This is a genomic window from Pelagimonas sp. KU-00592-HH (assembly GCF_040369695.1).
Taxonomy (GTDB): Bacteria; Pseudomonadota; Alphaproteobacteria; order Rhodobacterales; family Rhodobacteraceae; genus Shimia.
The window spans coordinates 61,292-73,911 of record NZ_BAABWM010000005.1 but is presented as its reverse complement, the minus strand read 5'-3'; the positions used below and the strand labels follow the sequence as shown (position 1 = coordinate 73,911).

Sequence of the window (12,620 nt, the reverse complement as noted above, 5' to 3'; positions counted from 1 at the left end):
GCGTTCATGTCTGTAACTGGAAACCTGAAATCAGGCGCGGGTTTCGCGGATGATGTTCAGAATGTCCTGGGCCGCTTCCGGAATGTTGGTGCCCGGACCAAAGATCGCCTTAACGCCTGCGTTTTTCAGGAAGTCATAGTCCTGCTGCGGAATAACGCCGCCACAGATCACGATGATATCCTCGGCATCCTTTTCCTTCAGAGCCTCGATCAGCTGCGGAGCCAGCGTCTTGTGGCCGGCAGCCTGGCTCGAGATACCAACAACATGCACGTCGTTGTCCACAGCATCCTGCGCCGCTTCGTCCGGCGTCTGGAACAGCGGGCCCACGTCCACGTCGAAACCGATGTCGGCAAATGCGGTTGCGATGACCTTGGCACCACGGTCGTGACCGTCCTGCCCCATCTTCACAACAAGCATACGCGGACGACGGCCCTCGGCCTCGGCAAAGTCCTCGACCGACTTCTGGATCGCGGCAAAGCCTTCGTCCCCTTCGTAGGCGGCGCCATAGACACCGGCCAGGGTCTTCACTTCGGCGCGGTGGCGGCCGAACTCTTTTTCCATAGCCATGCTGATTTCCCCAACAGAAGCCCGCGCACGCGCTGCCTCGACAGCGGCGGCAAGCAGGTTGCCCCCCTCTTTGGCCACGCGGGTCAACTCGTCCAGAGCCGCCGTGCAGGCCGCGTTGTCACGCTCGGCGCGGATCTTCTCAAGCCGCGCAACCTGTGCCTCGCGCACAGCGACGTTGTCCACGTCAAGGATGTCGATCACATCCTCTTTTTCCTTGCGGTACTTGTTGACGCCCACGATGACTTCGTCGCCGCGGTCGATCATCGCCTGACGGGTCGCTGCCGATTCTTCGATGCGCAGCTTGGGCATGCCGCTGGCAACAGCCTTGGTCATGCCACCCATTTCCTCGACCTCTTCCATCAGGGCCCAGGCTTTTTCGATCAGATCGTTGGTCAGGCTCTCGACATAGTAAGAGCCAGCCAGCGGATCGACCACGTTTGTGACGCCGGTTTCTTCCTGCAGCACAAGCTGGGTGTTCCGTGCAATGCGTGCCGAGAAATCGGTCGGCAGGGCAATAGCTTCGTCCAGCGCGTTGGTGTGCAGCGACTGGGTACCCCCCAGAACCGCCGAAAGGGCTTCGTATGCGGTCCGGATAACGTTGTTGTAGGGATCCTGCTCCTGAAGCGACACACCCGATGTCTGGCAGTGGGTCCGCAGCATCTTGGAACGCTCGTTCTTGGCGCCGAATTCAGTCATCACGCGGTGCCACAGGGTCCGCGCGGCGCGCAGCTTGGCGGCTTCCATGAAGAAGTTCATGCCGATGGCAAAGAAGAACGACAGGCGACCGGCAAACTTGTCCACGTCCATGCCCGCGTTCATCGCCGCGCGCACGTATTCACGACCGTCCGCCAGCGTGTAGGCCAGTTCCTGAACAAGGTTCGCCCCCGCTTCCTGCATGTGATAGCCGGAGATCGAGATCGAGTTGAACTTGGGCATCTCGTTCGAGGTGTACTCGATGATGTCCGAAATGATCCGCATCGAAGGTTCCGGCGGATAGATATAGGTGTTGCGCACCATGAACTCTTTCAGAATGTCGTTCTGAATGGTGCCCGCGAGAACGGATTTGTCGTGCCCCTGCTCTTCACCGGCAACAATGAAGTTCGCCAGGATCGGGATCACGGCACCGTTCATCGTCATCGAGACCGACACCTTGTCGAGCGGAATACCGTCAAACAGGATCTTCATGTCCTCGATGCTGTCGATGGCCACACCGGCCTTACCGACATCGCCCACCACGCGCGGGTGATCCGAGTCATAGCCACGGTGCGTCGCAAGGTCGAAGGCCACCGAAACGCCCTGCTGACCCGCAGCAAGGTTGCGACGGTAGAAGGCGTTCGATTCCTCGGCGGTCGAAAAGCCCGCGTATTGGCGGATCGTCCAGGGACGACCGGCATACATGGTGGCCTTCACACCACGGGTGAACGGGCCGAAACCGGGCAGCGTGCCCATGTGATCAAGGTTCTCGGTGTCTTCCGCCGTATAGAGCGGCTTGACCTCGATCCCTTCCAGCGTGTTCCAGTTCAGGTCTTCCAGCGGGCGGCCACGAAGCTCTTTCTCCGCAAGCGCCGACCAGTCTTCTTTCTTGGTCATATCCCAGTCCTCTTGATCTCACCCAATCCGCACCGGATCAGGGTCGCTTTCCACTATGAAATGCCTGAACGCGGCCTATATTGAACATGACAGGAGACCTCTCATGCGCCGCTTGGCATTTGTTTTGATTGCATTTCTCGGGCTTCCGGCCTTTGCAGCGGAAACCGCTGAAACCGCACCGGACCCGTTGTTTGTCGACGGCACCACTGTGCCGACCGACATGTATCTCTGGCAAAAACGCGTCATCGTCGTGTTTGCCGACAGCACCGCCGACCCGCGGTTCGCGCAACAGATCGCCCTTCTCGAAGCATTACCCGAAGAGCTGCGTGAACGCGACGTGGTGGTTCTGACAGATGCAGCCCCCGCAGCCAAATCCGCCCTGCGCAAGAAACTGCGACCGCGCGGATTCATGATGGTGCTGATGGCCAAGGACGGCACAGTGTACCTGCGCAAACCGCTGCCCTGGAACGTCCGCGAAATCTCGCGTTCCATCGACAAACTCCCACTGCGCCAGCAGGAAATCCGGGACCGGCGCACCGCTCCCGAACAATGATACGAGCGCGCCGGGGCACGGGCGGGCACATGGCCCTCCCGCAAACCCATGATATCGGCGCGCATCAACATCGTCTTATTCGAACTCCAGGATCACGTCGTCCACGGCAAGGCTGTCGCCCGCTGCGGCGTTGATCTTCGAGACAACACCCTTCTTCTCGGCGCGCAGGATGTTTTCCATCTTCATCGCCTCGACGGTGCAGAGCGCCTGCCCCTCCTGAACTTCGTCGCCCACTTCCACGTCGACCTTAACGATCAGACCCGGCATCGGGCAGAGCAGCATCTTCGATGTATCCGGCGGCAGTTTCTCCGGCATCAGCTTGGCCAGTTCGGCCTGACGCGGGGTGCGCACGTGCACCTTGAGGTCCGCACCACGGCTGCGGATGCGGAAACCGCCCGAGATCTTGCCGACTTTCAGAACCAGCGTCTCGCCGTTCAGCGTCAGCTCGGCAAGTTGGTCACCCGGCGTCCAGTCCGAGGCCACGCGCATCGACGAACCGTCGTCGAAGGTCACGGTCGAACCATCATGATCCGCGTCGATATGAACGGCAAAGTCCGAACCTTGCAGCGTCACAACCCACTCGGTGCCAACGCGGCGCTCGTGGTTGTCCATGCGGCCCGACACGCGGGTGCGACGGATTTCGGCCACGCGGTGCATCGCAGCGGCAGCTGCAGCCACCTTGCGCAGGGTCTCTTCCGGCAGCTCAACACCTTCGAAACCTTCGGGATACTCTTCCTCGATGAAGGCGGTGGTCATGTCACCCGAGATGAACTTGGGATGATCCATCACGGCGCTGACGAAAGGCAGGTTGTGACCGATGCCTTCCAGCTCGAAACCGTCCAGCGCGTTGCGCATCGCCTCGATGGCCTCGTCACGGGTCGGGGCCCAGGTACACAGCTTGGCGATCATCGGGTCGTAGTACATCGAGATTTCGCCGCCCTCATAGACGCCGGTATCGTTGCGTACGGCAAATCCGTCACCCTTGGTGGCGTCATCGGCCCACTTGTCGTTCTCCAGCATCGGGCCAGCCGCGATTTCCGCCGGCGGGCGGTAGCGGGTTAGGCGGCCAATCGACGGCAGGAAGTTGCGATAAGGATCTTCCGCGTAAACACGGTTCTCGATAGCCCAACCGTTGATGCCCACATCTTCTTGCGTGATCGAAAGCGGCTCACCGTTGGCGACACGGATCATCTGCTCGACAAGGTCCACACCGGTGATCAGTTCGGTCACGGGGTGTTCCACCTGCAGGCGGGTGTTCATTTCGAGGAAGTAGAAGTTCTTGTCACCGTCGACGATGAATTCCACGGTACCGGCCGAGGTATAGCCCACGGCCTTGGCCAGCGCGACCGACTGTTCGCCCATGGCTTTGCGGGTGGCTTCGTCAAGGAACGGCGACGGCGCTTCTTCGACAACTTTCTGGTTCCGACGCTGGATCGAGCATTCGCGCTCGTTCAGGTAGATGCCGTTGCCGTGTGCATCGCAGAGAACCTGGATTTCGATGTGGCGCGGTTGGGTAACGAACTTTTCGATGAAGATACGGTCGTCACCGAACGAGTTTGCGGCTTCGTTCTTGGACGATTGGAAACCTTCGCGGGCTTCCTGGTCGTTCCATGCAATCCGCATACCCTTACCGCCACCACCGGCAGAGGCCTTGATCATCACCGGATAGCCGATCTCGTTCGAGATTTTCACGGCCTCGTCGGCGTCTTCGATCAGGCCCATGTAACCGGGAACGGTCGACACGTTGGCATCCTGGGCGATCTTCTTCGAGGTGATCTTGTCACCCATCGCTTCGATAGCGCCTTTCGGGGGGCCTACGAAGGCGACGCCTTCGGCTTCAAGCGCCTCGGCAAACTTCGAGTTCTCCGACAGGAAACCATAGCCCGGGTGAACCGCCTGTGCGCCGGTCTGGCGGATGGCGTCCATCACCTTGTCGATGACGATATACGACTGGTTGGCCGGCGGCGGGCCGATATGAACCGCTTCATCCGCCATCTGGACGTGCAGGGCCTGCTTGTCGGCATCCGAGTAGATGGCGACCGTCTTGATGCCCATCTTGCGGGCGGTCTTGATCACACGGCAGGCGATCTCGCCCCGGTTTGCAATCAGAATCTTGTCGAACATTTCATGTCCCTTCTGGTTCTTGGCCCGCCGGACGGCCGCCGGGCTGTGGCAACAAAAAAACCACCGGGGCGGCAAGGCCACCGGTGGTTCTGGTCTCATTGTCGGGCTGCGCGAAAGCAGCCGACGAATTCAGCGAATTAGCATTTTGACGGGTTCTGCTGGCAGTAGAGCACATTTGCGCCCGCGCCGATGATGGCACCGGTTGCAAGGTCTCCGTCCAGAACAACGGCTGTCGCCGCGCCGGCACCGGCGCCGATGACGGCCTGCTCGGCCGCTGTGTCACCGCAGGCCGCGAGCGATACCGCTGCGAGCCCGGCAAATGCTGCGAGTGTGAGTTTGCCCATGTCTTTCCCCTTTTCGATGGGTTTGCGTTAGCCCCTTCATGGGCTGCAAACCGTGCGTTGGAAAGGCCTTGCGACATCGTGCCTGCCAGATCGGCATGGCTCTGCCGATGCGGTTCAGATGCATAACGCAAAGGGGAAAAGGCGGGTGATCCAAGAGGGACGCAATTGGACCACCCGCGAGGGGAAGGGTAACGGAATACACAGTTACAGGCGGGGGCCCTGGTCTGCCTGACCGCCATGCAACGAATATTGGAAGCCGATCGCGCTCTTGCAACCACCACGTTTGCGATAACGGGGAGTTTGGCCGCTTCTTGCGCAAATCCGAGGGCGATCGGCGAAATCATGCCCAATCCTCCTCTTCGAAGGCATCGGGAAACGAGGCGCGGGCCACGTCTTCGTTGATGACCAGCAGGGCTTCATAGCTTTCGGGATCAAACGGATCTTCTGCGGCCACCACTTCGCGGCCGAACAGCCAGCTCAGGCGCCCCGCATCCAGATTACCACGCTCGAACGGCTGATCGCCGAAATAGGCCCACAGCGCCTGCATGAAGGCCGCGTCGGCGCGGCGGTCGGCAGGCTTGCGGTCGCGGAAACGCTCGCGCCGGGTGATCGGCGTGACGCCTTTGGGGTTGGCGCGACGGATAACGAATTGGAAGTCGGTGCCGGTGAGACGGCCAGGGAAGCCACGATGCTTCAGCATGCCACGCCCTCCTGTGCAATCGGTGCCGGAGACGTGGGAAAAGCGGCGGGCCGTGAAGCCCGCCAGCCCGAATGGGCGGAATTACTTGTATTTGCCGGTGTAGGTCGGCTCTTCCGAGATGGGCTCGGGATCGACGACGACGTATTCTTCGACCGGTGCGGTGTCCACGCAGGCCGCGACAAGCGCGACGAGACCGAGTGCCACCAGCGCTTTGATGCTGTTCGACATGTTCTTCTCCAGTTCTTTTGTTCGTTTGCAACAAGGCCATGCGGCCCTGCCTGCCCCACTTTTTGGTACGAGGTCACTTGGGTGTAACCGAACGGAAGAATAGCGGATTCCGACGCAAAAATACATAGATAGCCGCCAAGGCTAATGTGTTGTGGCCGGAAAGACGCACAATGGCGTCGCGTGATGCGGGATGCCGCAAGATGTTGTGGTATCATCAGAAACCCTCCCAGATACAGGAACCGTTTTCGAGACGGAAAGCCTCGAAATACTGGGTTGCGACGCTGGATGATACCCCGAATTCAAGCTCGCGGTCGGCCAGGGAGATGATCACCTGGTCCACAATTTCATCGGATTTCTCGATGCTCGGCACGGCATGAGATTCGCAGAGCACCGGGAAATCCTGCTCCACATGGAAAAAGGTCACGCCCTCCTGCCCGATGATCGGCATCACGTACCGGAACCGCGCAACACGCGACTGGTCCTGACGCAGCTCGAAAAGCATCTCTTGCAGGTAGACTTCGAAACCGGAAGGCACAGCCGGGAACTCCTCCAAATCCCCGGCCGTGGCCGCGCCCTGCTGGGCTCCTCCTATCGCGGCGAAAACTGTTGCGGCCCCAAGGGCCCATTTGCGGATCAGGGTCATCTCAGCCATCAGCCTGCGCCCCCTTGCCCGCCCATGCGCTCCAGCGCGCACGGTTTTGCGGATCGGCCAGCACCTCGGCAATCGCCGCCTCGGTACCGGCACGCGGGAACGCCCCGTCAACCGATCCACCTGCCGTCACACGGCACTGCGCCCCTTCGGTCTCGACCCTCACCACCGGCGAAAAGCCCCGCATCCCCTGCAGACGCCGCCACATGTCCTGCCGCACCTGCCGCGCCAAGCGCACAGGCGATCCGGCCGGCAACACCGTCTCGGCCGAAACGTCGAAACGCACCGGCAGACGACGTGCCATGGTCAGACAGTCGGCCTCTTCCAGGATATGCCAGCGGCGGCGGGTCACCAGTAGTCCCTCTTCCGGAACACGGTGACCATTCGACAGGACTTGTTCATTGCTCCGCCCTGACTTGGATAGCTTGAATAAAGAGATGCTCCGGGCGAAACCTCGCGCTGCTCCCAATGCATGACGACAGAGACGGCGGAATACTTCTCGCCTTCCATTACCTTGTGCGCGGCCTCTTTGTATTTGGCGCAGATCTGGCGAAGCCTCGGCTTCAAAACGCGATGCATCACGGAATGCGGACCGGACATCAATACAACAATGGTAGCGCTTGGCTGCTCGCTCCTGCTTGTGCCGACAGACCTCACCACTGAGGCATTCGTAATTGCCAAGACACACCCCGAAGCGCCGTCATCAAGGCTGAACTTCGGTTTACCTCGGCAATCAAGCTTGTTTTGAGCGAACGCTGGTCCGCTCAAAACAAGAAGGCCTATCAAGAGTGCTCTAAGCAACGGGCGACCTCAACTTACAACGGAATGTTGTCGTGCTTTTTCCAGGGGTTCTCCAGCTTCTTGTTACGCAAGCTGGCGAAGGCACGCGACACGCGACGGCGGGTCGATTGCGGCATGATCACCTCGTCGATGAAGCCACGTTCTGCCGCCACGAAGGGGTTGGCGAAACGGTCTTCATAGTCCTGGGTGTGCGCCGCGATCTTCTCGGCGTCGCCAAGGTCGGCACGGTGAATGATCTCGGTTGCCCCCTTGGCCCCCATCACCGCGATCTCTGCAGTCGGCCAGGCATAGTTGAAATCACCGCGCAGGTGCTTGGACGCCATAACGTCATAGGCACCACCATAGGCCTTACGGGTAATCACGGTCACTTTCGGAACGGTGGCTTCACCATAGGCAAACAGCAGCTTGGCACCGTGCTTGATGACACCGCCGTATTCCTGCGAGGTGCCCGGCAGGAAGCCCGGAACGTCAACCAGCGTCAGGATCGGGATTTCAAAACAGTCGCAGAAGCGCACGAAACGCGCGGCCTTGCGGCTCGAGTCGATGTCGAGACAGCCCGCCAGAACCATCGGCTGGTTGGCAACAATACCCACGGTCTGCCCTTCCAGACGGACGAAACCGGTGATGATGTTCTTGGCGTAGTCTTCCTGGATCTCGTAGAAGTCACCCTCATCCGCGATCTTCAGGATCAGTTCCTTCATGTCGTACGGCGTGTTCGGGTTTTCCGGCACGAGGGTGTCGAGGCTTTCCTCGATGCGGCCCGGCTCGTCAAAGAACGGGCGCACCGGCGGCTTTTCGCGGTTGTTGAGCGGCAGGAAGTCCACCAGGCGGCGCACTTCGGCCAGCGCTTCAACGTCATTTTCAAACGCCCCGTCGGCGACGCTCGATTTCTTGGTGTGGGTCGATGCCCCACCCAGTTCTTCGGCGGTGACAACTTCGTTGGTCACGGTCTTCACCACGTCGGGGCCGGTGACGAACATGTAGGAGGTGTCCTTCACCATGAAGATGAAGTCGGTCATCGCGGGCGAATACACGGCACCACCGGCACAAGGGCCCATGATCACCGAGATCTGCGGAACAACGCCCGAGGCCATGATGTTGCGCTGGAACACTTCCGCATAACCGGCAAGCGAAGCCACGCCTTCCTGAATACGTGCACCGCCCGAGTCGTTGATGCCAATCACGGGCGCGCCGTTCTGAACGGCCATGTCCATGATCTTGCAGATTTTCTCGGCGTGGGTCTCGGACAGCGAACCACCGAAAACAGTAAAGTCCTGGCTGAACACATAGACCATGCGGCCATTGATGGTGCCCCAGCCAGTGACAACACCGTCACCTGCGGGTTTGTCCTTTTCCATGCCAAAGTCGGTGCAGCGGTGCGCCTTGAACATGTCGAACTCTTCAAAGCTGTCTTCGTCGAGCAGCAGTTCGATACGTTCACGCGCGGTCAGCTTGCCACGGGCGTGCTGGCTGTCAATGCGGCGTTGACCGCCACCCAGACGGGCAACGGCACGGCGGTCTTCCAGTTCCTGGAGGATATCTTTCATGTGTGGTCCCCTTAAATTTGGACCGACACTAAGCAAAAGGGTGACTCGCTCAAAGCAAAAACCCGCAAATTTGCAAATCAAAGAAAATCATGTGATTGCGAATTGCAAATCGGCTAACTTTTCCGAAGCAGTAAGAGATTGGCAATTTTTCTCCGACACGAAATCTCGGGCGCACGAAGCAATCAGCCTATGGTATAATGCCACAAACACAACATCCGAGGAAGGACGCCTAGATGACTGTCACCGAAACGGAAATTCTGGATGGAATGCAATTTTCATTCCTGAATGGCAAAGACCCGATGAACACCACCGGGGCCCCCGCCCTGACGATCACCTATCAATACGCGGGCACCTCCGCCCCCGCCGACCTGCCAACGAGCTCGACCTACACCGGCTGGACCGCATTCACCGCGGCCGAGAAAGCGGCGATCCGCGACGCGATGGACCACATCGAAACCTTCCTGAACGTCAGCTTTGTCGAAGTGACCGGTGACTCCGACCCCGACATGAACATCGGCAACGTGTTCCTTCCGGGCTCTACCGCGGGCACCGGCGGATACTCCGCCTCCTCGATCGGCAACACCATTTCGCGCTACGACTCATATGTTGTGTACGACAACGGCCTGGCACTCGAAGGCGAAATGTCCCTCCTGCTGCACGAGCTCGGCCATGCAATGGGCCTCAAACACCCGTTCAGCAGCCCAACCGTGCCTTCCGGATACGACAGCAACAAATATTCTCTGATGTCCTATACCGCGAACCCCGACAACGGCGTCGACAGCGACGCGATGATGCTGTTCGACGTGTTCGCCCTCCAGGACATGTGGGGCGCTGCCAGCTACAACACCGGCAATACGTCTTATACGGCCCCGCGCAATTCGACGGTTGATCTGATCTGGGACACCGGCGGAACGGATGAACTCAATGCCTCTGCCAAGACAACCAAGGTGATCCTCGACCTGCGTGAAGGTGAATTCTCACAGTTTGGAACCTATGACGACGTCGTCATCGGCTATGGCGTCACGATCGAAAACGCCAAGGGCGGCAGCAAGGGGGACAAGATCACCGGCAACGATGTCCGCAACGTGCTGACCGGCAATGGCGGCTATGACACCATCCTCGGCAATGGCGGCAACGATGTTCTGAACGGCAACAAGGGCAACGACCGCATGTTTGGCGGCCTCGGCAAGGACAACCTGCTGGGCGGCAAGGGGGCCGACAACCTCTTTGGCAACAAGGGCAACGACACCATCAAGGGCGGCCAAGGTGCCGACAAGATCAGGGGCGAAAAAGGCACCGACCAGCTTTATGGCAACGGCGGCGCCGACACCTTCATCTACAAGGCCGGTTACCATAAGGACGTGATCCACGATTTTGCCGACGACATCGATACCCTCCAGATTTCAGGCCACGGCACCAAGGCCGCAATTCTTGGCCTTGCCAAGGAACAGAACGGCAATGTCATCTTTGATTTCGGCGGTGGCGACATCATCAACATCAAGAACATGACGATTGCCGACATCACCGACGATCTGATTGTGGTCTGATCTGAAAACGCCGGGGCGCAACGCCCCGGCAAGACGCCGCGACGTTATCACGCTCAAAGGTTGATCTGTTAAGCCTTTCCCCCTACCTCTGTCTGCATGACGGACCGTCCCGAGGTGCGCTTTTTAGACCGCACCACCCCACCACATATTGGCACGCTTATCCTGCTCGCCGGGATTTCTGCCCTCTGCATGAACGTGTTCCTGCCATCGCTTCCGGGCATGGCCGTCTATTTCGATGCCGATTACAGCCTGATGCAGCTTTCGGTGGCGGTCTACCTCGCGGTCAACGCCGTCCTCCAGATCATCGTCGGCCCGATCTCTGACAAGATGGGCCGCCGCCCCGTCATTCTCTGGGGCGTCGGGCTTTTCCTGCTGGCCACGCTGGGCTGTATCTATGCCCCCAATGCACAGGTCTTCCTTGCCTTCCGAATGGCGCAGGCCGTCGTGGTTGCCGCCATGGTTCTAAGCCGCGCCGTGGTGCGCGATATCGCACCAGCCGCACAGGCCGCTGCCCTGATCGGTTATGTCACGATGGGCATGTCGATTGTCCCGATGATCGGGCCGATGATCGGCGGCTTTCTCGATTCGACCTTCGACTGGCGCGCTAGTTTCTGGATGCTGTTCATCCTTGGCCTCGCCATCCTGATCCTCACCTGGTTCGACCTTGGCGAGACCAGCCGCAAAAGCGGCCTCTCCCTGACCCAGCAGTTCCGCGAATTCCCCGAACTGCTGACCAGCCCCCGCTTCTGGGGCTATTCCCTCGCCTCGGGCCTGTCCTCCGGCGCGTTCTTTGCCTATCTCGGCGGTGCCCCCTTCGTGGCAACAGAGCTGTTTGGCCTGTCCCCGGCGATGATGGGCATCTACTTCGGCGCCCCCGCCGTGGGCTATTTCCTTGGCAACTGGGCTTCGGGGCGCTTTTCGGTGCGCCTTGGTGTCAACCGCATGGTGGCCTGGGGCTGCTATATCAACGCCGCCGGCGTCGCCATGTCGATGGTTGTTTTCCAGATGGGCTTTGGAACCGCCGAGAGCTTCTTTGGCTTCATGACCCTTGTGGGCATCGGCAACGGCATGAGCATTCCCAACGCCACCGCAGGCGCTCTCTCCGTGCGCCCCCACCTTGCCGGGACGGCCTCGGGCCTCAGTGGGTCCATCATGCTTGGGGGTGGCGCGGCCCTGTCGGCCCTGGCCGGCGCCCTCCTGACACCTGGCAGCGGGGCCTACCCTCTGCTCTGGATCATGCTTGCAACGTCCGCTGCGGCCATAGGTGCGATAACCTATGTCGTATGGCGCGAACGCCGTCTCGGCCTCTAGGAGTCACGGCCTTCGCGCGCAACAAGCGCGGCCAGAAAGCTGTCTTTCATCCCCGCAAGGCGCCCCTCCCCCCAAACGCCAACCAGCGTCGCATCTGAAATCGCGAAATAGTTGATCGCCCCGATCGCCTGATAGGCCGCTGACGCCACCGCGTCGTCCGACTGCCCCGCATAAAGCGGCGTCTCGCGCATCACTTCGACCATGTCATCAAGGAACCCGCGCAGAAACCACTTCTGGCTGGTCTTGGCGCGATCCGGATTGTCCAGCAACTCGCGCATGATCAATCGGGCATCCTCGGGACAGTCCTGCATGTGCCGATGCAATGCCCCAAGCACCGCCTCAAGCCGCGCAACACCAGTGCCTTCCTGCGCCCTGACGCGCCCGACAACCTCATCGAAATGCCCCGCCATCTTGCCCAGGACCGCCGCGTAGAGCGCCTCCTTGGTGCGAAAATGATAGATGATCGCCTGTTTGCTGACGCCTATCTCTTTTGCAACGTCATTCAGGGACACACCGTAAAAACCCCGCTGTGAAAAGAGCTTATAGGCCATGTCGATGAATTTCTGCCGGGGGTTTTCGTCTTTTGCCATAACGTCACATTATCCCGCGATTGACTCACTTACCAGTCGTAAAGTATCAACTTACCAATCGGTAAGTGA

The 12,620-nt window shown here is 59.8% G+C and carries 12 protein-coding genes; 3 read left to right on the top strand and 9 right to left on the bottom strand.

What is annotated here, in order from left to right:
* Positions 1-30 precede the first annotated feature (30 nt).
* Positions 31-2,157 carry a methylmalonyl-CoA mutase gene (scpA, locus tag ABWV42_RS18500; protein WP_353341466.1) on the bottom strand — a complete coding sequence of 709 codons (2,127 nt, stop codon included), beginning with the start codon at positions 2,155-2,157 and terminating at the stop codon, positions 31-33.
* A 103-nt stretch (positions 2,158-2,260) separates the two neighbouring features.
* Between scpA and ABWV42_RS18495 the strand changes: the two genes are divergently transcribed.
* Positions 2,261-2,710, top strand: a complete 450-nt coding sequence (locus ABWV42_RS18495) for a DUF4174 domain-containing protein (protein ID WP_353341465.1) — start codon at positions 2,261-2,263, stop codon at positions 2,708-2,710.
* 75 nt (positions 2,711-2,785) lie between these two features.
* Here ABWV42_RS18495 and ABWV42_RS18490 read toward each other — a convergent pair whose 3' ends face one another.
* From ABWV42_RS18490 to ABWV42_RS18460, 7 genes are all read right to left on the bottom strand, one after another.
* Positions 2,786-4,834, bottom strand: coding sequence for an ATP-binding protein (locus ABWV42_RS18490; RefSeq protein WP_353341464.1), 2,049 nt, complete (start codon positions 4,832-4,834; stop codon positions 2,786-2,788).
* A 137-nt stretch (positions 4,835-4,971) separates the two neighbouring features.
* Positions 4,972-5,178, bottom strand: coding sequence for a hypothetical protein (locus tag ABWV42_RS18485; protein ID WP_353341463.1), 207 nt, complete (start codon positions 5,176-5,178; stop codon positions 4,972-4,974).
* A gap of 340 nt (positions 5,179-5,518) precedes the next feature.
* The gene (locus ABWV42_RS18480) at positions 5,519-5,878 is read right to left on the bottom strand and encodes a hypothetical protein (protein ID WP_353341462.1); all 360 of its coding nucleotides are present in this window, start codon (positions 5,876-5,878) and stop codon (positions 5,519-5,521) included.
* Positions 5,879-5,959: 81 nt separating this feature from the next.
* A complete protein-coding gene (locus ABWV42_RS18475; protein ID WP_255109206.1) occupies positions 5,960-6,106 on the bottom strand; it encodes a hypothetical protein in 147 nt (48 codons plus the stop codon).
* Between the two features lie 214 nt (positions 6,107-6,320).
* A complete protein-coding gene (locus ABWV42_RS18470) occupies positions 6,321-6,758 on the bottom strand; it encodes a DUF6497 family protein (protein WP_353341461.1) in 438 nt (145 codons plus the stop codon).
* Positions 6,751-7,107, bottom strand: coding sequence for a hypothetical protein (locus ABWV42_RS18465; RefSeq protein ID WP_353341460.1), 357 nt, complete (start codon positions 7,105-7,107; stop codon positions 6,751-6,753). The genes ABWV42_RS18470 and ABWV42_RS18465 overlap by 8 nt, the downstream gene beginning before the upstream one ends.
* A 463-nt stretch (positions 7,108-7,570) precedes the next feature.
* Positions 7,571-9,103 carry an acyl-CoA carboxylase subunit beta gene (locus tag ABWV42_RS18460; RefSeq protein WP_255109213.1) on the bottom strand — a complete coding sequence of 511 codons (1,533 nt, stop codon included), beginning with the start codon at positions 9,101-9,103 and terminating at the stop codon, positions 7,571-7,573.
* A gap of 233 nt (positions 9,104-9,336) precedes the next feature.
* On the opposite strand from ABWV42_RS18460, the gene ABWV42_RS18455 reads away from it, so the two are divergent.
* Both ABWV42_RS18455 and ABWV42_RS18450 read left to right on the top strand, forming a co-directional pair.
* Positions 9,337-10,650 (top strand): M10 family metallopeptidase, encoded by a 1,314-nt coding sequence (locus ABWV42_RS18455; RefSeq protein ID WP_255109215.1) that lies wholly within the window; start codon positions 9,337-9,339, stop codon positions 10,648-10,650.
* Positions 10,651-10,746: 96 nt separating this feature from the next.
* Positions 10,747-11,961, top strand: a complete 1,215-nt coding sequence (locus tag ABWV42_RS18450; RefSeq protein ID WP_255109217.1) for a multidrug effflux MFS transporter — start codon at positions 10,747-10,749, stop codon at positions 11,959-11,961.
* On the opposite strand, the gene ABWV42_RS18445 is transcribed toward ABWV42_RS18450, so the two are convergent.
* Complete coding sequence (locus ABWV42_RS18445) at positions 11,958-12,551, bottom strand: TetR/AcrR family transcriptional regulator (protein ID WP_353341459.1); 594 nt, start codon at positions 12,549-12,551, stop codon at positions 11,958-11,960. The genes ABWV42_RS18450 and ABWV42_RS18445 overlap by 4 nt on opposite strands.
* Positions 12,552-12,620: the final 69 nt, after the last annotated feature.